The sequence below is a fragment of the Kovacikia sp. CALU 1929 genome (genome assembly GCF_056784235.1).
In genome coordinates, this window is sequence record NZ_JBXBCF010000096.1 from 1 (window position 1) to 24,686 (window position 24,686).

Consider the following 24,686-nt stretch of genomic DNA (forward strand, 5'->3'; position numbering starts at 1 on the left):
GACAGGTTTTGCAGAGGTAATTTTGTTTACCTCTTTGCTTGCCGTTCTTACTGATGTCAGTTGAGCCACATTCGGGACATTGCATCGGTTTCACCCTGATTTCATATTCCCATTATGCAACGCCTAAATTTGATTTCACCTACCTATTTATCTATCCCCAAACAAAAGGAAAGAGGCGTAACCTTTACGCCTCTACTTGCTTAAAGTTTATCCCCCAGGCATTTGCTGCCAGTGCCTGGGTAGGCACAACAAATTTCCCTGTACCCCTGATTCTGTAAGCCGTACCCCTTTTGTACCCTCCCTAAAAAACTATCCGAAAAAGTCCTGGGTTTAGGGTTGGGCTTTGGAAGTTTGTTTCGAATAAGCTTTAAGCCAGAGCGGGCACCGGAATATTCAAATGAGGGTAGAGGGGAAACCGAGAACAAAGGTTAGCCACTCGTTTCTGGCAATCCTGGGCGATCGCCTCGTCTTCAGGATTCAGTAGCCGATCAGCAATAATATTGCCAATCTCAGTAAATTCGGCAGTTCCCATGCCGCGTGTGGTCATGGCGGGAGACCCTAACCGCAGACCGCTGGTGACAAAGGGCGACTCTGGGTCAAAGGGAACGGTGTTTTTGTTGGCTGTAATGTTCACTTTACTCACCAGTTGGTCTGCCACTTTGCCGGTCATACCAATCGATCGCAAGTCCACCAGCATTAAATGGTTATCGGTGCCATCAGAAACAATCTTGAAACCCCGATTTTGCAGTTGGGTTGCCAGGGCACGAGCATTGTCAATCACCTGTCCACAATAGGTTTTGAACTCTGGCTTGAGTGCCTCACCAAAGGCAACCGCTTTAGCTGCAATCACATGCTCCAGAGGTCCCCCCTGGCTACCTGGGAAGACTGCTTTGTCAAATTTCTTGCCCAGTTCAGGATCACGGGTAAGGATTAAGCCGCCGCGAGGACCACGCAGGGTTTTGTGGGTAGTGGTCGTGACGACATCGCAGTAAGGGATAGGGTTTGGGTGGTGACCACTGGCAACTAGTCCAGCAATGTGAGCAATATCTGCCATCAGATAGGCACCCACTTCGTCAGCGATCGCTCGAAACTTATCAAACTCGATTACACGGGAATAGGCAGAGTAGCCACAGATAATCAGCTTGGGACGATGCTGAAGCACCAGATCCCGGATCTGGTCATAGTCCAGTCGCTCCGTCTCTTTGCTAACCCCGTAATGCTGCTTATTGAACCAAAGACCCGACACATTCACGGGAGAGCCATGGGTCAGGTGCCCCCCGTGGGACAGATCCATGCCCATGAAGGTGTCTCCCGGTTGCAACAGCGCTAGGAAAACGGCAAAATTTGCCTGTGCCCCAGAGTGGGATTGCACATTGGCATGGGCAGCTCCAAACAGTTGCTTAATCCGATCAATCGCCAATTGCTCTGCCTGGTCAATAAATTCACATCCTCCGTAATATCGCTTACCCGGAAGCCCTTCGGCGTATTTATTGGTCAGTACCGAACCCTGGGCAGCCATTACAGCGGCAGAAGTAAAGTTTTCGCTGGCAATCAGTTCCAGGTGATCCCGCTGGCGCTGAAGTTCGTGTTGTAGAATTTCGGCGATCGCCGGATCGGTTTCAGTCAGAAAATCTAGGTTCGTTCGAGTCACAGCAATAAGCCCCTCAGAAAACATTGAACTGGATCAGCAAGCGATAGCGGATGAAAGAGGTTAAGGATCAGGGTGGAAAGGCAATAGTCCAAGCGCGACACCTGCCACTTGTCCCTATCCCGATGGCTCCTGGCATACCAGCAAGCCATGCAAGATGGGTGCCTACTAACCATCCTAACGACAATTGCAGGGGTAACAAATCTCACCCGGACAAATCATAATACTTTGAGCTGATTCAATTAAGCCATTATTAAGTTGACAGAGATTTTTCATGTTTCCAGATTGACTCAGGCGATACTTTGGAGATCGGTTCAAGCATATTAAGCTTGTGTGTATGCTCCCGCCTTTTGTGGAGGCAGGATTAGAATGGAATCAGGGAATTGGGAGTTTACAGGAGGTGTGCCATGCTTGTCATCCTCATGGACGATCAGCTAATTCCCCCTCAAAAGGTTTGCCAAAGTTGCTTGATGGCTGATCAGAGTGGTCAACCCCGCTGGAACGGAGGGCAGCTTCGCTGTGGTCACGCCATTCACAAGTTAAGTGAGCAACAGCCAGAGCAGTTTGAGTGTGCTATGGGCTTTCGGATTGCCAATATTGAGTAAAGAGCTGGTGTTCATTGATCGGTACTAGCGTACTGACCAATGAACGAGAACCAACTTTAAAGCTAAACCTTCTCCAGCACTGCCACTTTTTCTAATTTCAGCTTAGAACGCTTCACAGGTTCGGGAACGGGTACCGGATAATCCCCCGTGAAGCAGGCTGAGCAGAAATTGTCAGGGTCGTTGTGGGTTTCTCCTAACATGCCTTCCCAACTCAGGTAGCTGAGAGAATCCACTCCAATCTGAGCGGCAATTTCTGCGACCGATTTGGTGGCGGCAATTAACTGATCTTGATTGTCTGTATCAATACCGTAAAAGCAGGGGTGAGTTACGGGAGGGGAAGAGATCCGCATATGAACTTCAAGTGCGCCTGCATCCCGCAAGGCTTTGACAATTTTGCGGCTGGTTGTGCCGCGAACAATGGAATCGTCAACAATCACGACCCGTTTTCCATTCAGCACATCTTTCAGCGGGTTTAGCTTCATACGAATGCCTGATTCCCGCATCGTCTGGGTTGGTTGAATGAAGGTACGCCCCACATAGCGGTTTTTAATTAACCCCTCGGCATAAGGAATACCCGATGTTTGGGAAAAGCCGATCGCCGCCGGAATGCCTGAGTCGGGCACTGCAATCACCAGATCTGCTTTGACTGGAGATTCTGCTGCCAGCCGCCGACCAATTCGCATCCGATAACTGTAAAGGCTTTCATCATCCATCACACTATCGGGGCGGGCAAAGTAAATCATTTCAAAAATGCAAAGCTTTGGCTTTGGCTGCTGCGCCCAATGAAAGGACGCCAGTCCTTCCTCGGTGATCCAAACCAGTTCACCCGGTTCCACATTTCTTAAAAACTCTGCGCCAATGATATCCAAGCCACAGGTTTCAGATGCCAGGACATAACGGGTTGGATCCGTCGGTGAATGCTGGGGCAACGTGCCAATCACCAGAGGGCGAATTCCGTTGGAATCGCGGACACCCATCATGCCAACAGGCGTGCCAATTACCAGGCTAAAGGCTCCCTGACAACGATTGAAGGCACTAATAGCACCCTCCAGCCAGCTTTTGCCCGTGCTAATTTCCTCGGAAATCGCCAGCACAATCAGTTCCGAATCCGTTGTGGTAAGCAAATTGTAGTTACTCCGCAACAGATCTTCCCGCAGTTGAACCGTATTCACCAGATTGCCATTGTGGGCAAGGGCTAGAGTGCCCAGGCGAGTTTCAGTAATCGCTGGTTGGGCATTGACTACCCGGCTAGAACCTGTCGTGGAATAACGAGTATGCCCGATCGCAAGATTACCTGGCATTTCACCCAAAATGGTTTCGCTAAAGACCTGGGAGACTAAGCCCATATCCTTGTGTAAACGAACCCGCTCTCCTTCATAGACAGCGATCCCAGCGGACTCCTGCCCCCGATGCTGGAGGGCAAACAGCCCAAAATAGGTGAGCTTAGCAACGTCCTCTTCTGGGGCAAAGACCCCAAAAACCCCACAGGCTTCCTCTGGTTTATCTGGTCGGTCTGAGGTGGAAACCGACAAATCAGGGTTGGACTGAGCCGTGGGATCACCGGCAGAAAGAGGAGAGTGAGAGTTCATGCTTCAGTTCAACTCCTGTAAGGAATGGGTTCAGAACGAGGTCGCTTAGAACGACACCTAAAGATTTATGAATCTTAAGATTACTTTAATCTTCTCATCATCTAACGCTTACATCCTAACAATTTGAAAAGATTTTCTGGCTGATATATCCCTATCTGACTGATTTGACCCACCTATGAGTCAGCTTTTCAGGTAGCGATCAATTGCGTTGTGCCAGCGATCGCCCATCTCCTTAAGTCCAACCTTGATTAAGGGAAGGTTATCAGCAGCCACAATCCGCAGGATGGCATCTTGATTAACCACTGATCCCAACCTCTGCCAGTCATGTCCTAACTGTTGGTTCAAGTAGGATTCCCAAATTTCCTGGCGGTTGATTGGCACAGAAACTAAAATTCGTGCGCCACCTTCAGCGAACAGCAGGTGATCCCAACGGGAGGGAGGGTGGTGGGGTGGCGGGGTGGTGGGGTGGGGAGAAGAGGGGGAGGTTTGTGGGCTGTGGCTCATTGGGAGATGAATGGTTGCTCCCAGTCCACCGCTAATGCAGCACTCCGCCAGGGCAATCGCCAGTCCACCTTCAGCACAATCATGGGCAGAGTGAATCCACCCCTGGCGAATTCCGACACGGCAGGCTGTCTGTACGCGGCGCTCCAGATCAAAGTCAACAACTGGGGGTTGTCCCGCCACCAGTCCATGAATGATGGCTAAATACTCTGAACCTCCCAAGGTTGCACTCTGATCAACGGATTGCTCATGCCGTTTTTCCAAACGCAGTCCCAGCAAATAAATCAGGTCAGTCTCGGCTTTCCATCCCTGACCACAGATTTTGGTCAGATCGGGAATCATTCCAACCATGCCCACTACAGGGGTGGGGTAGATGGGTTGGGGGGTGCCATCCGCAGCCAGCGTTTCATTGTAGAGAGAGACATTGCCGCCTGTAACCGGCGTACTGAACTCACGGCAGGCTTTTGCCAGTCCCCGGCAGGCTTCTGCTAGTTGCCAGTAGCCGATCGCCTTCTCCGGGCTACCAAAATTCAAATTATCCGTCACCGCAACCGGGTCTGCCCCCACGCAACTCAGATTACGGGCAGCTTCAGCGACCGCAGCCTTAGCCCCTTCAAACGGATTCAGATAGACATAGCGAGAATTGCAGTCCACCGTAGCTGCAACACCTTTGTTGAGCGTTTTGGGTTGAGAATTTTGAGTCGAGAGTTTTGCGTTGAGAATTTTGAGTTGAGCGTTGAAAGTTTTGCGTTGAGAGGTTTGAGTTACTCTCGGCTCCTCCGCTTCCTTAACTTCCCCAACTTCCTTAACTTCCCCATCCCCAACTTCCCCAACGCTCTCCTCCAGTGAGCGAATGCGAATAATAGTGGCATCTGCTCCACCGGGAAGCATGACCGTATTGTTCTGCACTTGATGATCGTACTGCCGGTAAACCCAGCGCTTAGAGGCGATCGACGGGGTTGCCAACAGTTGCAGCAGGATGTCATTCCAGGTCTGAAACTGGTTCTGAACTTCGATACCCTTTGGGCTACAGGGTGGCAGGCTGTCTTCGGACCATGCCCAGGCTTGGCGGGCATATTCCGGTGGTTGCTTCAGGAGTTCCCGCTGGTAAATTGGGGTATTGTCTGCCAGGGCAGTGGCGGGAATTTCGGCAGCGACTTCTCCTTCAAACAGGATACGAACGATCGGGTCAGAAATCACCGTTCCAGCAACGACGGCATGAAGTCCCCAGCGCTCAAAGATGTCAATCAGTTCCTGTTCTCGCCCGTCATGGGCTACAAACAGCATCCGTTCCTGGGATTCGGACAGCAAATATTCGTAAGGCACCATGCCCGTTTCACGCACCGGGATCTTGTCCAGGTCGAGTTCAATTCCAACGCCGCCTTTAGCTGCCATTTCAGAGGTAGAGCAGGTGATGCCGGCGGCTCCCATGTCCTGGGCAGCGACCACAGCGCCCGTTTTGAATGCTTCCAGACAGGCTTCAATCAGGGATTTTTCCAGAAAGGGATCGCCTACCTGCACAGCAGGGCGATCGTCCATCGACTCATCACTCAGTTCGGCGCTGGCAAAGCTGGCTCCGCCCATGCCATCCCGCCCAGTGGTGGAGCCAACATAGAGAACTGGATTGCCGATGCCTTTTGCACCAGATTTGACAATCTCTAATGTCTCCATTAGCCCTAGTGCCATGACATTGACCAGGGGATTGCCAGAGTAAGCGGGGTCAAAATAGATCTCGCCGCCAACGGTGGGGACTCCGACGCAGTTACCGTAGTGAGCAATGCCTGAGACAACACCACTAAACAATCGACGGGTACGGGCATCCTCCAGGGAACCGAAGCGGAGGGAGTTCAAAATGGCGATCGGGCGGGCACCCATTGTGAAAATGTCTCGCAGGATGCCACCCACGCCAGTGGCAGCCCCCTGGAAGGGCTCAACCGCCGAAGGATGGTTATGGGACTCAATTTTAAATGCCAGCCGCAATCCATCGCCTAAATCCACCACTCCTGCATTCTCTCCGGGACCCACCAGAATGCGATCGCCCTCAGTCGGAAATTGCTTCAGCAGCGGGCGGGAGTTTTTATAGCAACAGTGTTCCGACCACATCACCCCAAACATACCGAGTTCCGCCTTGTTGGGATGGCGACCTAAGCGTCGAACGATTTCTTCATACTCCTCTGGTTTAATGCCCTCAGCGGCAATTTCTTCAGGGGAAAAGGGAGCGGATGCGAGAGCAGTCATAGGAGGTGAGTTTTGGGAATGCCAGTAATCAACGAAATGGCTCTATTCTATCGGGATTTACATTTCTTCAGGTATTGAGTTTCAAAGTTTCTTCAGGTTGGGGATTGGGGACAGTTGAAAGTTGAAAGTTGAGAGTTTATAGGCGATGACAATGGGTAATTGATGGCTGTTGGTCATTGGTTCTTGGTCATTGGTTCTTGGTCATTGGTTCTTGGTCATTGGTCGTCTGTAAATATCACTGACCACTGACCACTGACCACTTTCTAACAACTAACAACCCTTCACCCCTGACTCCTGACTTCTGACTCCTCACCCAAAGCTGTTGCAAGTCCAGTTTTTTGGAGTATAAATAGGACGCGAGTACTATCCCTCGCCCCCCAACTTCCATGATTAAGATCCTCCATCTGTCTGATATTCACCTGGGAAGTGGTTTTTCCCACGGGCGCGTGAATCCCGAAACGGGACTCAATACTCGCCTGGAAGACTTTGTTTGCACCCTGGGATGTTGCATGGACCGGGCGATCGCTGAACCCGTAGACCTCGTCCTGTTTGGTGGCGATGCCTTTCCCGATGCTACGCCGCCGCCCTTTGTGCAGGAAGCCTTTGCCAGCCAATTTCGCCGCCTGGTGGATGCTCAAATTCCAACGGTTTTACTGGTTGGCAACCATGACCAGCACGCCCAGGGCACTGGCGGCGCAAGCCTTTGCATCTACCGTACTTTGGGAGTGCCAGGGTTTGTCGTTGGCGATCGCCTGAAAACGCACCTCATTCAGACTCGTAACGGTGCCGTTCAGGTAATTACCCTGCCCTGGCTGACCCGTTCGACCCTGCTCACCCGTCCAGAGGCAGAAGGGCGATCGATGGGTGAAGTTGGACAGTTGTTGATTGATCGTCTGCGCGTTGCCCTGGAAGGAGAAATTCGTCAACTTGACCCTACCGTTCCCACGGTCCTGCTGGCACACCTGATGGCAGACAATGCCCGTTACGGGGCAGAGCGCTTTCTAGCAGTGGGCAAGGGGTTTACCGTTCCGGTTGCCCTGCTTGCTCGTCCCTGCTTTGACTATGTGGCATTGGGGCATGTTCACCGCCACCAGGTTCTCTGTGAACAGCCGCCTATCATCTACCCTGGCAGCATTGAGCGTGTCGATTTTAGCGAAGAAAAGGAAGATAAGGGGTTTGTCTTAGTTGAACTGGAGCAGGGCAATACCCGATTTGAGTTTTGCCCTCTGCCGGTTCGCCCCTTCCGCACTATTGAAGTGGACTTGTCTGAAGCAGAAGACCCCCAGGCAAAACTGCTGCGAGCGCTAAAACCAAAACTGATTCAGGATGCGGTGGTTCGCCTGGTCTACCGGCTCCGCTCGGAGCAAATTGACCAGATTGAAAACTCCATGCTGTATGAGGCATTGAGTCCTGCCCATAGCTATACGATTCATCCAGAACTGGTCAGCCAGCTTGCCCGTCCCCGCTTACCAGAACTGGGCGTTGGCAACACTGTTGACCCAATGGAAGCGCTCAAAGCATACTTGACCAACCGGGAAGACCTGCGAGAGCTTGCCACAGATATGCTGCAAGTTGCTAAAGGTTTACTATCCAATGGGCAGGAGGACTGGCTGCAACGGACAGGGTTAGCAGCAGAATCCATAGCTGCAAACTCTATCACTGACGCTGAAATGCCAGAGGAACCGGATACTCAGCTACGCCTGCTGTGAAGGCTTACGCAGACCTCGGAGGTTTGAGCCAGAATAAGCATCCTCAGTAAGATCATGCCTAAACCTCCGAGGTCTTGGTCAAACGCGATCGCTCTTTTACCTATCTGGGGCACTTTATAGAAGTCCCCCAGCGCCCCCGGCAACTTTGCCCATGAGAAGCAGGTTAAAGAGAACAGTCATTCGCCCTGGTAAGCAGCCTTTGGCAGAGGCGGTTCAAGAGTTTTGGGATTATCGCGATCTACTATGGATGCTAACTGTTCGCCAAGTCAGTTTGCGCTATAAACAAACCGTAATCGGAATTGCCTGGGTATTGCTGCAACCGCTGGTAGCGATGGCAATTTTCACCGTTATCTTCGGCTACTTTGCCCAGCTTGCCACCGATGGGCTACCTTACCCCATTTTTATCTACTCTGCTCTGGTGCTGTGGACGCTTTTTTCGGAAGGTATTTCGCGGGCTGGCACCAGCTTGATTGCAGACGAAAAACTGATCACAAAGGTTTATTTCCCTCGCATCATCATTCCTCTAGCTGCGATCGGTTCTGCCTGGGTTGATTTTGTCGTATCTCTGGTGGTGCTAATACCGCTGATTTACTTCTATGGACTCAGACCCACCTGGAGCTTGTTGCTGCTCCCCGTAGCCATGCTGATTACGATGATGCTGTCCTCCGGTGTAGGCATGATGATGGCAGCGTTAAATGTAAAATACCGAGATTTTCAGTACACGGTTCCTTTTCTGCTACAAATCTGGCTGTATGCTTCGCCAGTGGTCTACTCCACCAGTATCGTCCCAGAATCAGTGCGTCCGTTTTATTACCTCAATCCAATGGCTGGGCTGATTGACCTATCCCGGTTTGCCATCACTGGACAGGGCAGCATTCCCTGGATGGGACTGGGAATTTCTGTGGCAATGGCGATCGCTTTTTTCTTACTCGGCTCTGCCATATTTCGGCAAGTCGAGCGCAGCTTTGCAGATATTATCTAGGAGAGGTATGAATCCCATCATTTCAGTTAGAGATCTGGGCAAATCCTACCGAATCCAGACGCGGGAGCGAAAGCGCTATCATACCCTGCGAGACGATCTGGCAGAAGCATGGAATGGATTGCTGCGGGGCAAATGGGGGCGATCGCAAACCGAGACCTTCTGGGCACTGAAGGACATTGACCTGGACATTTACCCTGGTGAAGTAGTAGGGATTATCGGGCGGAATGGTGCGGGTAAAAGCACCCTGCTGAAAATCCTGTCGCGGGTGGTTCAACCGACAGTGGGTGAGGCGATGTTAAACGGTCAAATTGCCTCTTTATTAGAAGTAGGAACTGGATTTCATCCTGAGCTGACTGGGCGGGAAAATATTTTCATGAGTGGTGCTGTTTTGGGTATGCAGCGTTCAGAAACTCGGCGCAAGTTTGACGAAATCGTAGCATTTGCCGAAGTTGAGAAATTTTTAGATACGCCTGTAAAACGGTATTCATCGGGTATGTATGTGCGACTTGCCTTTGCCGTTGCCGCCCATTTAGAACCTGACATTCTTCTGGTTGATGAAGTGTTAGCGGTAGGAGATGCCGCTTTTCAGAAGAAATGTTTGGGCAAGATGGAAGACGTAGCCACCAAAGAAGGGCGAACCGTATTGTTTGTTAGCCACAATATGGGAGTTATCCAGTCTCTTTGTAAAAAAGCCTATTGGTTAGAGCAGGGAAAGCTTGTTGATCAAGGAAAGACTACTGATGTGATTAATAACTATTTGCAGTCTTCTATTTCAACAAAGACGACACCCCTTTCAGAGCGGCATGATCGTTCAGGCGATGGCTCTGCACAATTCACATCACTACAAATCAATAGTACGGATGACGATGGTGTAATTCGATGCGGTAGTCGCTTGAAATTTACAATTAAATACCAAAGCCAAAAGCCAATTCTTTATCCTCAATTTCTGATTGGAATTTATGATTACTCCAATACAGGTATATTTTTGCTAGATAGTGATGCGGTTGGGAAACTGCCAGAATCGCTGCCGTCTGAAGGGACGATTACTTGCATTACCGATCCGATCAATCTAACTCCTGGTCAGTGTTATATCAATATTGCCTTACTCAAAGGGGGCGCAATGGCTGACTACATCCAACACGCCGCCCAGTTTGATGTAGAAATTGGTAGTGTCTATGAATCTGGCAAAATCCCTCCCCGCAGTTGGGTAATGTGCGTTTTACAACATGAGTGGTCATGCAATGGAAACTAATGTGACTAAAATTCATCTTTCTCACAATGACGTTGCTTTTCATCCTTTGTCCTACGGGGACAGAAATGGCAGGCTTTTTTATTGGAAAGATGAGCTGTATCGTGCAGTATCAGTACGCAACGCCTCTCTCTACCTGGAGCTATTCAGCAAGGGTATTGTGCAGAGTTTAGTGGACAAGAAGATGTTAATACCCACTCAAATTGCATCTCTTGAACTAGACAACTACGCTCTTGTCTTGCAACATCAAAAACTTCCTTTTGTTTCCTATGCCTATGAATGGGGTGCTGCCATGCTCAAAGATGCAGCCCTCCTACTCATTGCTCTGAATTTAGAACTTGCACCCTATGGTTTGTGTCTTCAAGATGCTCATCCCTGGAATATTTTATTTAATGGGACGACTCCATACTATGTAGATTTTGGCTCAATCGCACCGGTAGAGACCATTAAGCCTTTCCCAGCATACGAAGAATTTTGCAACTTCTTCCTGTATCCCCTTCTACTGATGAGTAAAGGACATCAGAGGATAGTGCGATCGCTGTTAAAAGATGAACAAGGTGGAGTTCATCGATCTAATTTTGTTGCATTGAGTCACCCACCTTTGACAGGTTTATCATTGACGAAATTGAGAGAAGCTGCGCTTTTAACTGCCAAAAATATTTTACCGAAACAGCTTCGCTCCAACCTCAGAGACTATCTTTCTACAAGGACCAAACTTGCAACTTCTAGCGTTACGATAAAATCTCGAATAGTTTTTCTTGAGCAGCTAAGACAAAAGATTGAAAACATTCCCGTATTAGAATCTAAAACCGAATGGTCAAACTACTATGACAATTTCTTTCCACCATTCTCTCCTGGTAATGAATGGACGGAGAAACATCATAGTGTCTTTCAAGTCTTATCACGCCTGAAGCCTCAGTCTGTACTGGATATTGGCAGCAATCGGGGTTGGTATGCTCAACTTGCAGCGCATTGCGGGAATCAAGTGGTCGCTTTCGACGTAGATGAGGCATCGGTCAATAAGCTATATCAGGACGCTAAGAAAAATAGTTTTTCTATTCTTCCGCTAGTCATGAGTTTTAGCCAACCCTCGCCTGAATATGGCATATGTGGACAGTGGTCTGAGGCTGCAATGACTCGGTTCCAATGTGATATGGTTTTTGCCCTTGCTCTAGTGCATCATTTGGTCTTTAAGCAACTGCTCAATTTCGATCAAATTGTGCAGGGTCTAGCTTGCTTTTCCAAGCGATCGCTACTAGTAGAATTCATCCCAGCAGAAGATCGCTTTGTCCAAGAGTGGTGGACTGAAGAATACAGATGGTACACGCTAGAGAATTTTTTAACTGTTTTGCGGCAATATTTTTGTGAGGTTGAGATTTTAGAATCCGATCCTTCGCCGCGAGTACTTTTGCTGTGTAGCAAGTAATTATTTGGCAATTAAGAATTAGAAGCAGTTTTTATGCATTCATTTAAATCATTGGTTAAGGAATTAATTCCACCTGTTCTCACAAGAATGTATCAACGTGTGTCAAAGCCTTATGGCTACTTTGGTGATTATCATTCCTGGCAAGAAGCCTATCAAAAGAGTACAGGTTACGATGCTGAAATGATTTTAGAAAAGGTAAAAAGCTCTCTCTTGGAGGTTAAGTCAGGGAAAGCGGTTTACGCACGGGATGGAATGATTTTTGATCAACTTTATTATCCATTTCCTTTACTAGCTACCTTTCTAAAAATTGCTGTAGAGAATGACAACAAGCTAAACATTTTAGATTTTGGGGGTTCTTTAGGCACTTCTTATTTTCAGTGTAAGAACTTTCTTTCAAGCCTCAAGGATTTAAAGTGGAGTATTGTAGAGCAAGCTAATTTTGTCACCTGTGGAAAGCAATTCTTTGAGGACGATACCCTAAAGTTTTTCTATGACATCATCACCTGCTTGAAAGTAGAAAACCCAGATGTGATATTACTATCAGGTGTGATTCAATGCCTGGAAAACCCCTATGGCTTTTTAGAAGAATTAATAGGCTATAATTTTACACATATTGTTATTGATAGAACTCCATTTATAAAATCAGGAAAAGATCGGCTCACAATACAAAAAGTTTTACCTGAAATCTATCCTGCAAGCTACCCTTCCTGGTTTTTTGATTTAGAAAAATTCCTTAGCTTTTTTTCGGCGGAATATGATTTGATGTTTGAATTTGATGCGCTTGACCGGGCAAACATCCCCTCTCAATATAAAGGTTTCTACTTTAGAAAGAAGTGACGACTAACTTCTCTACTACTGAACATTTCTGCACCTTGTTTGATAGCAATTATTTGCCTCAAGGTCTTGCGCTTTATCAATCTCTGATAACCCATGCTCCAAATTTTCACCTTTGGGTGGTGTGTATGGATGAACTGGTGGAACAACAGTTGCAGCAGCTTTCCCTGCCGCAGGTTACAGCCATTCCTTTGAGCCAGGTAGAAACAGCAGAATTGTTGGCTGTCAAGTCTCAGCGCAGTCGGGGTGAATATTGCTGGACCCTAACCCCATTTACCTTTCAGGCAGTTTTCGATCGCGATACCACGGTACAACAGGTAACCTATCTCGATGCTGATTTGTACTTTTTCGCTAATCCCAGAGTATTACTGCAAGAACTGGCTGAGGATCGGCATGTGTTATTTACTGAGCACGCCTATGCCCCTGAGTATGACCAGTCTGAAATTAGCGGACGTTTTTGTGTGCAATTTCTCACCTTCAGACGCACAGCAAAAGCTGTCAGGGTGATGCAGTGGTGGCAAGATCGCTGTCTGGAGTGGTGTTTTAATCGGGTTGAGGACGGGAAATTTGGAGACCAAAAATATCTCGATGCCTGGACAGAATTGTTTGGTCAGGATGTTCAAATCGTTCAGCAAATTGAGAAAACGCTGGCTCCCTGGAATGTTCGTTTTTTTGAACAAAGGTTAGCGGGAAAGTTGGCCCCTGTTTTTTATCATTTTCATGGTTTGAAAATTACCAGTTCTGACAAGATTCAGCTCTATTCCCAGTATCAGATTGGCAAACAGGGGCTAAAGCTTTACGACGTTTATATCAGAGCAATTCACACCAGTTTGCAACAACTTCAGTCTATTCAAGCTCCAATTCCCTACTTACCCCTGTCTGGGGAAATCAAAGAAGTGTTGCGTCGTTGGAAGCGATCGCTGACTCAAGAGACAAAGTTTTGCAGAATTGGATGATGGTTCTAATGCCTGATTCAAACCCCACCCTTTCCCATGAATGCTCTATCTGAGAAAACAATCACCATCATCATTCCGGTTCACAATCGGAAACTCCTCACCCTGTCATGTTTAGAAAACCTGAAACACACTGGGGATCTAGAAAAATTCCAGGTGTTGATTGTGGATGATGGCTCAACCGACGGAACAAGTGAGGCAATTTGTTCACAATATCCAGAGGTAGAAGTCCTGAAGGGAGATGGCAGTTTGTGGTGGACAGGGGCGATCGCCCTGGGGATGAAACACGCCTATGAGCGGGGAGCAGAGTACCTGATCTGGTTGAATGATGACTGCCAGCCCTCCCCCCATACCATCAGCAACTTAGTACAGTTTTGCCAGGAACATCCAGGGGCGATCGCGGGTGCCCAGGGAGTAGAGCGGGATCAACCAGAGCGCCTTGCATTCGGTGGCAAAGTCAAGACCTGGAAAGGGTTCCGTTTTTTGCAGGTTCCTCCAGGGCAAGTTCAGGAGTGTGATTTGTTGAGTGGCAATCTGGTGTGTTTGCCCCGTGCTTTAGTGGATGCGATCGGCTATCCGGATCCTAAAATCACTCCCCACTATGGGGGTGATTCCCTGTTTTTAATCCGAGCAAAGAAAGCCGGATTTCACATTTTTGTGGATGCCCGGTATCCCGTTCTCAATTCACCAGGTGAACCCAGGCTCTATCCTGCAAACTGGCTAACTACCGGGGGAAAACCCTCGAGACTTTTGAAAATGGTGTTTGTGCCCCAATCAGGTTTAAGTTGGCGGGTATGGTGGCAGTTGAATTGGGAAGCCTATTCGGTATGGGGAGTTGTGATGTTTATCAAGAAGTTCAGTTCGATTCTCCTGATTACTTTGTTGCGATACTTACCCCTTCATCTGCGAAAAAAATGTTGACGAGCTAATTCAGCAACTTAAAAAATTCCATTCCAAGTTGGAAAATTAATAGAATTATGGAAACCGCTAACCCTACCGTCAGTGTCGTGATGACCTGCTATTCAGAAGGCGAATTGCTATTTGAGGCAGTTGCAAGCATTCAAAATCAAACGGTACAGCCCTTAGAAATCATTATTGTGAATGATGCTTCCACTGATCCAGAAACAATTGAGGTGTGTCGTCAGTTAGAAGCCAATTCTCAAATCGATCTCATTTGGCGTAAACAAAATGGGGGACCATCCGTTGCCAGAGATGATGGATTTCGGGCTGCCAGAGGCAATATTTTTATTCCCTTAGATGCAGATGATGTGTTGCCACCGAACGCGATTGAACTCATTAGTCGAACATTTCAGACCCATCCTGATGCTGGATTTGTCTATGGCAAGTATTGTCGGCAAAGTTCGCCGGAAGACAACACGATTGTGGAACTCGGTGATATTTCCTTGAAACGAATGCTGAGTTCCCGCCGATTTTCTCCCAGTTCTCAATGGAGTCTGATTGGCACAACGCCCCTGCGGCGATCGCTGTGGGAAGCGATCGGTGGTTACGATCCCGCCTTTGGCAAGCAGGACTTACATGATGTGGAGTTTTGGATTCGTGCTATATCTGCCCCTGGTTTTCGCTATTACTATATTCCAGAGGTTATTTACATCTGGCGCAAATATTTAGGTAGTAATAGTCGCCAGGTTACACCTCTCTCCTGGTATCGGATTGCCCAAAAATACTTCGATATCTATTGCCAAAATGGACTGGAATATCGTGCCTATGAACTATTACTGCTGGGTAGTAAATGGCTCAATCATTCAGACGAGATGCGGAAGTATACTAGAGAACTTCTGCGTTGTATTGGAAAAGGACAATTTCGCTTTTCTACCCTAACTGTGCTGTTGATTCCAGCCTTTCTCCTGCGCTTCATGGGCAGTTACGCCGCCAAGAAGCGTTAGGACTCAAGGCAAAAAGCAGAGGGTAGAAGACAAAAAGGGGAATTCACTTTCATCATTGGTGGTGAACTCAAGATCATGCACAACTGCATTGATCCTCATCCTTCCTTCTGCACTCTGCCTTCATCCTTCGCTCTTCACCCTTTCCCCGCTGCCTTTATCCTTCTGCCTTAAAACCTACCCCAGTGCCACATCCAAAAACATCATCACGACGAACCCTACCATAATGCCGATCGTCCCTTCCTTCTCCAACCCTTTACGATGGGACTCCGGGATAATTTCGTCACTGATCACAAACAGCATCGCTCCGGCAGCAAATGCCATTGCCCAGGGCAATATGACATTACTCACACTAACCACAGCAGCTCCGACCAATCCCCCAATGGGTTCAACCAGCCCAGTTAACAGGGAAACCAGTAGCGCATAACGTGCCGTGTACCCTTTAGAAACCAGGGCAACGGCAACCACCAGTCCCTCTGGCATATTCTGTAAGCCAATGCCGATCGCGACGGGTAAGCCTGTAGAGGCATCTCCACTGCCAAAACTGACCCCCACTGCCAGTCCTTCTGGAAAGTTATGCAGGGTAATAGCGATGATGAACAGCCAGATCCGCGCCAGCGCAGCATCATGGTTCCCATCTTCGCCTTTAAAGAAGTGTTCGTGGGGAAAGTTAGCGTGGATAAAGTTCAGACACCAACCCCCAAACAGAATACCCAGCACCATAATCAGAGCTGCGATCGCCTGGGAATTTCCCTGCTCAACGGCTGCTGCCGTTCCTGGCACAATCAACGAAAATGCGGTTGCTGCCAGCATCACGCCGCCCCCAAACCCCAACAAGATCCCTTCTGCCCGTTGGCTGATTGTAGGAATGAACAGAACTGGCAACGCCCCAATGAAGGTTCCTAATCCAGCCAGCAGACTGGCAACAAACCCAAGCAAAATCGTGTTCATGGACAAGTAGCGGTAGGGGTTGAGGATAGACGATCTTCCCGCCTGAGCATATCAGCTTCCGTAACTGGAACACAGCAACAGGACGGACACTATGATTGAATGAAGGACTATCACCCTTACCAACGGAACCTATGACCTTCTTTCAACCGCTATTATCGATACAGACTGAAAATGCTAACAAATACTTTTTCCCCTGGCGGGTGGTTTATCGCTTGTGTTCCTTCCTGCTGGTCATTCTAAGTTGCTGGACTATGGTTGGAACTGCCCCTGCGTTTGCGGGTCTGCACGACGATCGCTTTGATGGCGAAATTTTTGCCCTCTACGCCGGAAATGGTTCTCTGGTGCCTCCCAGGGTTACTCTAGCAAACGCATTTCAGCGCAAACGCCCAATCCTGTTGGTCTTTTACGTTGATGATAGCCAGGACTGTAAAGAGTACTCCCTGGTTGTTTCCCAACTCCAGCAGTTCTATGGCAAGGAAGCTGAAATTATGCCGGTCCGAGCAGACGTGTTACCCCAAAAGCAAACCTATACCCCGACTGAGTTTGGCTACTACTACCGAGGTTTGGTTCCCCAAACAGTAGTGTTTGACTCATCTGGTAAAGTGACGCTCGACGAAACTGGACAAGTTCCCTTTGAGCGGATCGATGATGTATTCCGCGAAGCGTTTAACTTGCTACCACGAACAGAATCCGTGGAGTTAAAACGGCGATCGGTGAATGAGCTGACGACGGAGTTAGTGAAATGAGGAAAGATGAGGGAAGGGATGAAGGATGAAGGATGAGGGATGAGGGATGAAGAGATTTGACTCAGTCTTTAGCCTTTAGCCTTCATCCTTATCTAAGGGTCGCCTGTTACCTATCGTCATCACAGAATCAAACCTACATGAGGGGTTGGCTGATGTCAGTGGTCTACAGTACTGAGGACTTGATCAAGATTTTGGCAGATGAACGCCGTGCCTGTATCAACGGTCAACGTTTGAGTCTGAAAGCCAGTCCTTCGGGGTTCAGTCCCTTCATCGACCAGTTTTTGAAAATGGATGGTATTCAAAAGTTCACGGCTTACAATGACTTTCGGGCGGCCGTTCACCAGTACCAGCGGGAGCATCAAGTATCGGGGATCATCTGGCAAAGTCTGACGGTCAAGGAAAAAACACTTTGTTTCCCTAAGGTGGATGACCAGTTAGTTGGGCTACCAAGTGATTTGATTACCCTACGGGCGGCGAAGGATGGGATCATTGCTTTTTGGCATGAGGTAACCGTGAATATGGACTTTTACCTCAGTCTGAACGGGGGGAAGTTGCACCAGCCAATCACCGGTTCAGATGTCGATAGAGTAGTACAGCGAAGCGAGTGGGCAAGCCTTTGTAAGTTGGGTAAGGACCCATCCTTAGAACTGATTTTGCAATTAGGGTGGGGCAAGCCCGATCAGGCATCTTTCCGCCAGGGATGGCCCGACTCAGGTAGTGAGTGTGTTCATGCGGTAATCCCTGGCAGTCATCCAATTGGATAGAACTTTTACTTATTTGAACCATTTGTGTTGAACTTTTATTAGAAGTGAACTTCTGTTAAATGCCGTCTTCCATCAAACATTCGTAATGCTATCTTTTATATAGACACAAAGAGCGAACATCCTCTTCTAAAGGCGGCTCAAGGGACTGTGTCTCCTTCCCAGAGCACCTGCGTGAGTCAGTTGATCTGTAAGCAAGTTGATTGTCTGTCATAATCACGTTTTGCTGATCATTGCGTACTCTGTGTAACGCTTATTAACTGGCTTTGTACCAGTTGGCTTGTTAGTCTACTCCACTAAAAAAAGGAGGGCTGTGTTTTTGCCTTATAATCTGGCGATCGCAGGATTGGTTTAGTTAACTTCATCGATTGATTTAGTTCTTAACCTCACTATGTTTTAACCTGGCAGATCCCTGCCAGGTTTTAGATTTTTTAAGGTTAATTTCCCGATTTATTTTATGCTTGTTTTCATGTGAATTGGATAAGCTGAAATCGAGGCTTTTAAGAGGCAGCTCAAATGGCAATCATCTCCCAAATTCCTACTAAAAAACCGATGTGGCAAGCAGCGGTATTGTTTACTCTAATGTTTTGGCTTAGCGGTAGCTTAATCTTAGATACTGTCGTCATGCCAGTACTTTATACGTCTGGAATGATGGGTGAATCTGGATTTGCAGCGACTGGGTATTCTCTGTTCTGGGTATTTAACCGAGTTGAACTATTATGCGCGGCTGTCGTTTTAACCGGAATACTCATCCGCTATCGACTGTTGAATGTAGAGAGCAGATTGGATCAAAAACCAATCTTTCTGGCAGCTATTCTATTAATGGTTGCTTTAGTCTACACCTATGGCTTAACTCCCCAAATGAGTAGCCTGGGGCTTCAGCTTAACCTGTTTAATGCACCGGCAGAGACTCCCATCTTAATGAACTCTCTCCATGTTGGCTATTGGCTGCTGGAACTGTTGAAACTGTTTGTGGGAGCCATCTTACTGAGAACCTGTATGGATTCTGAAGAAGTTTTGCAGTAGTTAGTCCCCCAAGTTTCAAACCCCCAGAATCTCAAAGATTCTGGGGGTTTGGTTTTGGTCAATGCTTTTCTAATTCAAACCAAGCTCAAAATTGGGTAGAGAGGGTTTCAAACGCTGGAGAAGTGTTTAATGATTCATTGGAAGTTGGAAGACGACGCAAAGTTCTTAACTCTGCTTCCAGGTTCTCGATCCGTTCTTGAAGTTGCTGGTTTGCCTCAGTTAGTTCCTGAGCCTTAGAACTGAAGTGGGGATTATTTTCCCACCAGTTAATGCCAATTTCCTTCGCTTTATCGACAGAGGAAATGAGCAAACGGATACGAATGTTGAGCAGTTCTGTATTGGCAACGGAAACGGAGATGTCGCCAGCAATGACGATGCCCTTATCTAACACACGCTCTAACACATCTGCCAGCGTGGAACCCTGAGTAGAAGTGCTCATTGCTCTGGCAGAATCTTTGCTGGAAAGGGCGGAACCGGGAAGTCCCCTGGTTGGGGTTGCAGTTGCCATGATTAAGCCTCCGTGAGTTTGTAGAGGCGATCGCGCAGCACAATGTCGCCCTTCTCGATTAGAATTCGTAGGGTATCCACCGTTTGGAACCGATCCAGTTTCAGAGCACGTTCGATCTGGCTCAATCGGGCACCAGCAGATTTTTTGAGAAAGTTCACGATTTCCTGTTCATAGGCGGTTGCTGTGGTTTCTGGAATCGTTTTTGCTTCAGACGGGATGGTTTGTTGAACTGGTGCTTCAGGTGCTTCAGCGATCGCCCCAGGCTCTGTTACCACCAAGTCTGGGGAACTAGCCTCAGCAGCAGACAGTCCTAACAAATCCAGTTCGCTAAAGCCAAATCTGGCGGGATGGTTCAATAAATCCCAGAGAATTTTGGTTGCCTCTTCCAACGGCAGTCCTGACCGTGACAGCATGACATCACAACAAACATCCCGAAAATCAGCATTCTCTGGAGTCACGATAATCTCGTGATCCTGACAGACTTTCGCCAGCATCAGGCAAGAGCGTAAACCAGAAGTTTTTTCGTTGCCGGTAGCAGTTCGGAAGGCTTTCACCAAACGGACAATCAATAATGCACTTACCCGCTCAACTTCAGTTTTTTGAACGACGATTTCTTGCTGGGTCAGTTCATCGGGTTCAGGGATGTTAATCGTCACTAGCCTATCCAGCAAGGCATCCTGAGTGGCATGAACGCCGACATACTCTTCTGGGTTTGAGGTAAAGATGGCGCGGAAATGAGGGCTGACCCGAATATATTCACTCCGGTTATTGCTGGGCGGTAACACTAAGAGTTTCTCTTCCAGAGCTGAAAGCAAAACGTTGTTTACCTCTGGGCGAGAACGGTTGAACTCATCATAGACCAGAGTAAAACCCTCACGGCAGGCTAGGGTGAGGCGAGAATCAACCCAGTTCTGTCTTAGTTCATCTTCAACTTTGACCACGCTGTGGATATAGTTATCAACAACCTTTTTGCGGGTGTAGCCGGACTGATTGCCAATCAGATCAGATGTTTTGAATTCGTCATCCCCAAAGATCAGCATAATGGGGTGGGCAAGCAGGTCTGCCAGATGCAATGCGAGCGTTGTTTTTCCGGTTCCGGCGGGTCCCCGCAGGTGAACAGAATAACCCGACTGAAGATAGCGCAGGGCACGATTGGCAATTCGTTCAACAGCAGGAGTGCTGACAAAGCGGCGGGGGCTGGCACGAAGTACAGTTGTCACAGTTGAACCTCAAAGGGAAGAATGAAAGATGAAGGATGAAGAACTTTTAGCCTTTATTTAGCCTTCAGCTTTCATCCTTCATCCTTGTAAAGGTGCCTTTTAAGCAATTTGCTCTTGGGTGAGATAGATGCGATCGCGCTGGGTAATCAGTCCCTTTTTAATTAATGCTCTCAGGGCATCGACAGCCTGAAAGCGGTTAATTCCCAGGGAAGATTCAATTTGGGTCAGACGTGCGCCATGAGCATCGTGGATGAAGTTATAGACTTCTTTTTCGTAGGCAATGCCTTCGTTGACAGGAGGTTTGACAGGTTTTGCTGGCAATACGGCAATAGAATCACCGTGCTGAAATGCTCCAATCCTGGTTGGTACTGGAATAGAAGGTACGGATGCAGGTGGTTTGCTGACAGGCGGAGAGACTAATTTAGCAGTGGGTTCTTTGATTGAAATCGGTTGGGGTGTAGAAGCAGTTGCACTGCCCCAAACTTGATTTGATAAAGTATCCCGGAACTGACGAAGTTCGCTACGAAATGTGGCAAAGCGTTGAAACATTACCTCCACGTCGGCTTCACGGTCTAACCGACTTTGGGCTAATTCTTGCTGCAACTGCTCTGCGCGGTGTTCACGGATGGCTTCTACCTGCTCCAGGTAGCTGTGTACCTCAGTCCGGAGTGCTTGCACAAAGGCAGTCAGTTCGGTTTCGAGTTGCTGCGCCATCAATACCCTGTCAGCGGTTGTTTCTGAGAGGAACTGTGCCATTTCCTGCTGAATTTGTTGCACAAATGTATTGAGTTGCAGGGCAAGCTCTTTTGCCTGAATCTGACGGCGATCGCTGGCAGCCTCTAAAAAATGTTGTACCTGGTTTTGCAGTTGCCCACAGAACTCCTGTAGCCCTGCCTGAAATTGTTGAAACTGGGCGCGACGTACCTGGTCATCGGAGGCGATCGCTTCCCGAAATAAGCTAAGCTCATCCCGCAGTTGGGCAGCTTTTATCTGACGTTCCTGCCGGGCAGTTTCCAGTGCCTGCTGAACCCTATGTTGTCGTTGCACAACCTCTTGCTGGCGCTGTTGTCGCTGCTGTTGCCAGAACTCTTTTAGGGACATGGTTAATTCTCCCAATTGCATAAGTAAGCTGGGAAACCCGGTTGGATTTCCCAGCACAGAACCACTAAGCAGCAGGAACAGCCGCTTGAGCCGTTAAACCAACGGCTTCAGCGTACTTCAGATAGGTTTCAACTGAAGCAATCACAACACGAGCTTCAATTGCTAGCAGTTCAATCCCAACCAAAGATACACGAACCCAGGCATCCACAACGATGCCTTTGTCTAAAATGCGGTCAACAACTTCAGCCAAGCTAGAGGAAGAGTTTACTTTTTCGACAGCCATTGCTTTATTCCCTATGAAACGGACTAAATGGAACCTTGGTGTGCCTCCCCGCCGCCCGTCGATGGGTTTGATGGGGTTTATTGGCTTCCGAATCTACAATAGACGCACGAACTCGGAGAAAAACCGTCGCAAACACGGAAACTCACTCACAGTTATTTTGGTTGAACCGCACAATTACTGAGATATTTAAACTTCTTGAAGAAGTCGACATGAACTTTTACCAAACTTTTGAAAAAAAGCTTCCAGCCTGAGTTGTTACTCTGCCTTCTCTAGCTTTTGATTAGCTGCCGGATCAGTGTTTACCGAGGAAGTTCAGCCTAAAGTAGCAAACTATTTACTCAACATTTAGTCAAAATATCGAAAACAATCGAGTCATATCTTTATTTTTTACAGTCATTGCTATCTGGCTTGACTACAACTGGTACCCAATATCCGATACCAATAGACCTACTGCTGGCATTGAAGCGTTAAACATATATAGCGTTTCCTTTCTGGGTGAGGTACATCTTATCTGTTTGAATCGAGGGTTCTACGGCTATCCACGTACCTCACTGGATTCAAAAACGCTATAGGTAAATATTGCATCTCTGACTTATGAAAGATGATGAGCCGCCTGCACCTTAGATACCTTCCTAGAGATAGCAAAGTAACTGAATAGTAAAGATGCATGAGGAAAAGACAATGTCAGACACAACATTAAGAAGAGACCTGCCAGAGATTGATCCAACAGAGATTGAGGATCAACGAGCATTGATTGCGGCTGAACATCGCTCATTTCTTGAAAAGGTCATGAGCCAGGGCAAGTTCGCAGACCCTTATGATGCCAGAGACTTCACTGAAGTTGTCTTCCGTGTGATGCGAGATTTAATGAGTACGGAAGCATCGGAACGGGTTGCAGACGAACTGCACCAAGAGGTGATGGAGACAAAGGAAAAAAGGCTTCAGATGGAAGTGTCCGATCTCTGGAAAGATACGAACCCAATTGTGAGCTTTTTGAGTCAGGTGCGTCCACCCTGGCAAGGTCCAGGCATCTTCAAGATTGACTCCGATCGCTTCTTTTTCCGAGTGGCTAATGAAGGCGGATTTGAGAGAGGGTTTGAAAACAAGGACGCTGAACGCAAACACGCTGTCAAAGCGGTCTTTTCCGCCACTAAGGACGAATTATCTGAACAGCGGATCCAGGAGATTGCCAGTTGGCTACCCGAAAATGGAGTTCGAGAACTCTGGGAAGAGGCTTAGGAAATTGAAAAAGGCAGAGGGCAGAAACAGGGCTTTAGCATTTCCATCTGCCTTCTGCCTCCTCGTTCTGTGCTATCTAAAGTAGGACTTTAGATGTTGCCTTCTGCCTTAACTAAAGCATCACCCGTTTGAACATCGAACCACTGCGTCAGGTCAGGTGGGAGGGTAAGGGTTAAGTCGCGATTAGACCAGTGAGCGGGTGGCAGCAATGCCCGCAGAATAATTGGCTCTCCCTGGGAATTAGATACCCGCATACTCGCCAGGTTGTTCATGCCCAGGTTTTCGACTAAAAATACTTTTCCTTTGACTATAGGTGAAGAGGGCATTTCCTCCGATTCAACGGGGTAGAGGTGGTCGGGGCGGATTCCCAGAACAACCGTTGAGGGCGGGGCAGCCAATTTGGGTAGCGGAATTTTGAAGTCTCCCAACAGGGCATAGTTTCCCTGGCAGGGTAGCGTCAGTAAATTCATCTGAGGACTACCGACAAACCCCGCAACAAACTGGTTTGCTGGGTGGTTGTAAATATCTTCAGGGGCAGCCAGTTGCTGCACATAGCCGCTATTTAGAACGGCAACTCTAGTAGATAGGGTCATTGCCTCTGTTTGATCGTGGGTAACGTAAACCACAGGAGCGTTTTGGGATAAGAAGATTTGCTTTAAATCTGCCCGCACATGTTCTCGCAGGAGGGCATCCAGGTTGCTCAGCGGTTCATCCAGCAGAAATACATCGGAACGCCTTACCAGGGCACGCCCTACAGCTACCCGCTGCCGTTGCCCGCCGGAAAGTTTGCCGGGTTTACGTTGCATCAGTTCATCCAATCCCAGAATGCGGGAAACCTCTTTAATCCGTTGATCAATCTCTCCCTGGGGCACTTTTTTCAACCGCAGACCAGCGGAGAGGTTGTCGTGTACGGTCATGTGGGGATAGAGCGCGTAGCTCTGAAACACCATCGCAATGTTGCGATCGCCCGGTTTCAAATACGTCACATCCCTGTCACCAATTAACACCTGTCCCTTTGTTGGTTCCTCCAGTCCGGCAATCATCCGTAATACGGTCGATTTACCACAGCCAGACGGTCCCAGTAAGGTCAGGACTTCCCCATCTTCGACCGCAAGGCTGACATCCTTAACCGGGACAATTTTTGGGGTAAAGGTTTTGTTGAGGTTGATCAGTTGGAGCTTAGACATTGTATTAGGTGAGGAGTGAGGGGTGAGGG

23 protein-coding genes are annotated in these 24,686 nt (G+C 48.2%); 13 read left to right on the forward strand and 10 right to left on the reverse strand.

Going from position 1 to position 24,686, the window contains the following annotated elements:
* Both AC1S52_RS26555 and glyA read right to left on the reverse strand, forming a co-directional pair.
* The coding region (locus tag AC1S52_RS26555) for a transposase (RefSeq protein WP_482032093.1) at positions 1-85 on the reverse strand (85 nt) is incomplete at its 3' end.
* A gap of 282 nt (positions 86-367) precedes the next feature.
* The gene (gene glyA, locus AC1S52_RS26560; protein ID WP_482032054.1) at positions 368-1,651 is read right to left on the reverse strand and encodes a serine hydroxymethyltransferase; all 1,284 of its coding nucleotides are present in this window, start codon (positions 1,649-1,651) and stop codon (positions 368-370) included.
* A gap of 404 nt (positions 1,652-2,055) precedes the next feature.
* Here glyA and AC1S52_RS26565 point away from each other — a divergent pair, with 404 nt between their 5' ends.
* Positions 2,056-2,253 carry a hypothetical protein gene (locus AC1S52_RS26565; RefSeq protein ID WP_482032055.1) on the forward strand — a complete coding sequence of 66 codons (198 nt, stop codon included), beginning with the start codon at positions 2,056-2,058 and terminating at the stop codon, positions 2,251-2,253.
* Between the two features lie 62 nt (positions 2,254-2,315).
* Here AC1S52_RS26565 and purF read toward each other — a convergent pair whose 3' ends face one another.
* Positions 2,316-3,842, reverse strand: a complete 1,527-nt coding sequence (purF, locus tag AC1S52_RS26570) for an amidophosphoribosyltransferase (protein WP_482032056.1) — start codon at positions 3,840-3,842, stop codon at positions 2,316-2,318.
* A gap of 180 nt (positions 3,843-4,022) precedes the next feature.
* A complete protein-coding gene (gene purL / locus AC1S52_RS26575) occupies positions 4,023-6,581 on the reverse strand; it encodes a phosphoribosylformylglycinamidine synthase subunit PurL (protein ID WP_482032057.1) in 2,559 nt (852 codons plus the stop codon).
* Between the two features lie 386 nt (positions 6,582-6,967).
* On the opposite strand from purL, the gene sbcD reads away from it, so the two are divergent.
* The 8 genes from sbcD (at position 6,968) to AC1S52_RS26615 (ending at position 15,638) form a co-directional block, all read left to right on the forward strand.
* Positions 6,968-8,290 (forward strand): exonuclease subunit SbcD, encoded by a 1,323-nt coding sequence (sbcD, locus tag AC1S52_RS26580; RefSeq protein ID WP_482032058.1) that lies wholly within the window; start codon positions 6,968-6,970, stop codon positions 8,288-8,290.
* 151 nt (positions 8,291-8,441) lie between these two features.
* Positions 8,442-9,272 carry an ABC transporter permease gene (locus tag AC1S52_RS26585; RefSeq protein ID WP_482032059.1) on the forward strand — a complete coding sequence of 277 codons (831 nt, stop codon included), beginning with the start codon at positions 8,442-8,444 and terminating at the stop codon, positions 9,270-9,272.
* A gap of 7 nt (positions 9,273-9,279) precedes the next feature.
* Positions 9,280-10,524 carry an ABC transporter ATP-binding protein gene (locus tag AC1S52_RS26590; RefSeq protein WP_482032060.1) on the forward strand — a complete coding sequence of 415 codons (1,245 nt, stop codon included), beginning with the start codon at positions 9,280-9,282 and terminating at the stop codon, positions 10,522-10,524.
* The gene (locus AC1S52_RS26595; protein ID WP_482032061.1) at positions 10,514-11,947 is read left to right on the forward strand and encodes a class I SAM-dependent methyltransferase; all 1,434 of its coding nucleotides are present in this window, start codon (positions 10,514-10,516) and stop codon (positions 11,945-11,947) included. Before AC1S52_RS26590 ends, AC1S52_RS26595 begins: the two co-directional genes overlap by 11 nt.
* Positions 11,948-11,980: 33 nt before the next feature.
* The gene (locus tag AC1S52_RS26600) at positions 11,981-12,784 is read left to right on the forward strand and encodes a methyltransferase, TIGR04325 family (RefSeq protein ID WP_482032062.1); all 804 of its coding nucleotides are present in this window, start codon (positions 11,981-11,983) and stop codon (positions 12,782-12,784) included.
* A gap of 125 nt (positions 12,785-12,909) precedes the next feature.
* Positions 12,910-13,737: a hypothetical protein gene (locus tag AC1S52_RS26605; RefSeq protein ID WP_482032063.1), complete on the forward strand. Its 828-nt coding sequence runs from the start codon at positions 12,910-12,912 to the stop codon at positions 13,735-13,737.
* A 36-nt stretch (positions 13,738-13,773) separates the two neighbouring features.
* Positions 13,774-14,655: a glycosyltransferase family 2 protein gene (locus tag AC1S52_RS26610; RefSeq protein WP_482032064.1), complete on the forward strand. Its 882-nt coding sequence runs from the start codon at positions 13,774-13,776 to the stop codon at positions 14,653-14,655.
* A gap of 56 nt (positions 14,656-14,711) precedes the next feature.
* Positions 14,712-15,638: a glycosyltransferase family 2 protein gene (locus AC1S52_RS26615; RefSeq protein ID WP_482032065.1), complete on the forward strand. Its 927-nt coding sequence runs from the start codon at positions 14,712-14,714 to the stop codon at positions 15,636-15,638.
* Between the two features lie 174 nt (positions 15,639-15,812).
* Here the strand turns inward: AC1S52_RS26615 and AC1S52_RS26620 are convergent, their stop codons facing one another.
* Positions 15,813-16,448, reverse strand: a complete 636-nt coding sequence (locus AC1S52_RS26620) for a ZIP family metal transporter (protein ID WP_482032094.1) — start codon at positions 16,446-16,448, stop codon at positions 15,813-15,815.
* Positions 16,449-16,717: 269 nt separating this feature from the next.
* On the opposite strand from AC1S52_RS26620, the gene AC1S52_RS26625 reads away from it, so the two are divergent.
* From AC1S52_RS26625 to AC1S52_RS26635, 3 genes are all read left to right on the forward strand, one after another.
* Entirely contained in the window at positions 16,718-17,332 is a 615-nt protein-coding gene (locus AC1S52_RS26625; RefSeq protein ID WP_482032066.1) for a thylakoid membrane photosystem I accumulation factor, read from the forward strand.
* 152 nt (positions 17,333-17,484) lie between these two features.
* On the forward strand, positions 17,485-18,096 hold the full coding sequence (locus AC1S52_RS26630; RefSeq protein WP_482032067.1) for a hypothetical protein: 612 nt from the start codon (positions 17,485-17,487) through the stop codon (positions 18,094-18,096).
* Between the two features lie 513 nt (positions 18,097-18,609).
* A complete protein-coding gene (locus AC1S52_RS26635; RefSeq protein WP_482032068.1) occupies positions 18,610-19,119 on the forward strand; it encodes a hypothetical protein in 510 nt (169 codons plus the stop codon).
* Between the two features lie 85 nt (positions 19,120-19,204).
* On the opposite strand, the gene gvpJ is transcribed toward AC1S52_RS26635, so the two are convergent.
* From gvpJ to gvpA, 4 genes are all read right to left on the reverse strand, one after another.
* Entirely contained in the window at positions 19,205-19,627 is a 423-nt protein-coding gene (gene gvpJ, locus AC1S52_RS26640) for a gas vesicle protein GvpJ (RefSeq protein ID WP_482032069.1), read from the reverse strand.
* Between the two features lie 2 nt (positions 19,628-19,629).
* A complete protein-coding gene (gvpN, locus tag AC1S52_RS26645; RefSeq protein ID WP_482032070.1) occupies positions 19,630-20,847 on the reverse strand; it encodes a gas vesicle protein GvpN in 1,218 nt (405 codons plus the stop codon).
* 99 nt (positions 20,848-20,946) lie between these two features.
* A complete protein-coding gene (locus AC1S52_RS26650; RefSeq protein WP_482032071.1) occupies positions 20,947-21,948 on the reverse strand; it encodes a hypothetical protein in 1,002 nt (333 codons plus the stop codon).
* A 64-nt stretch (positions 21,949-22,012) separates the two neighbouring features.
* A complete protein-coding gene (gene gvpA / locus AC1S52_RS26655) occupies positions 22,013-22,231 on the reverse strand; it encodes a gas vesicle structural protein GvpA (RefSeq protein ID WP_009768191.1) in 219 nt (72 codons plus the stop codon).
* A 681-nt stretch (positions 22,232-22,912) separates the two neighbouring features.
* Here gvpA and AC1S52_RS26660 point away from each other — a divergent pair.
* A complete protein-coding gene (locus AC1S52_RS26660; RefSeq protein WP_482032072.1) occupies positions 22,913-23,470 on the forward strand; it encodes a DUF2267 domain-containing protein in 558 nt (185 codons plus the stop codon).
* A gap of 89 nt (positions 23,471-23,559) precedes the next feature.
* Here AC1S52_RS26660 and AC1S52_RS26665 read toward each other — a convergent pair whose 3' ends face one another.
* A complete protein-coding gene (locus AC1S52_RS26665; protein ID WP_482032073.1) occupies positions 23,560-24,657 on the reverse strand; it encodes an ABC transporter ATP-binding protein in 1,098 nt (365 codons plus the stop codon).
* Positions 24,658-24,686 lie beyond the last annotated feature (29 nt).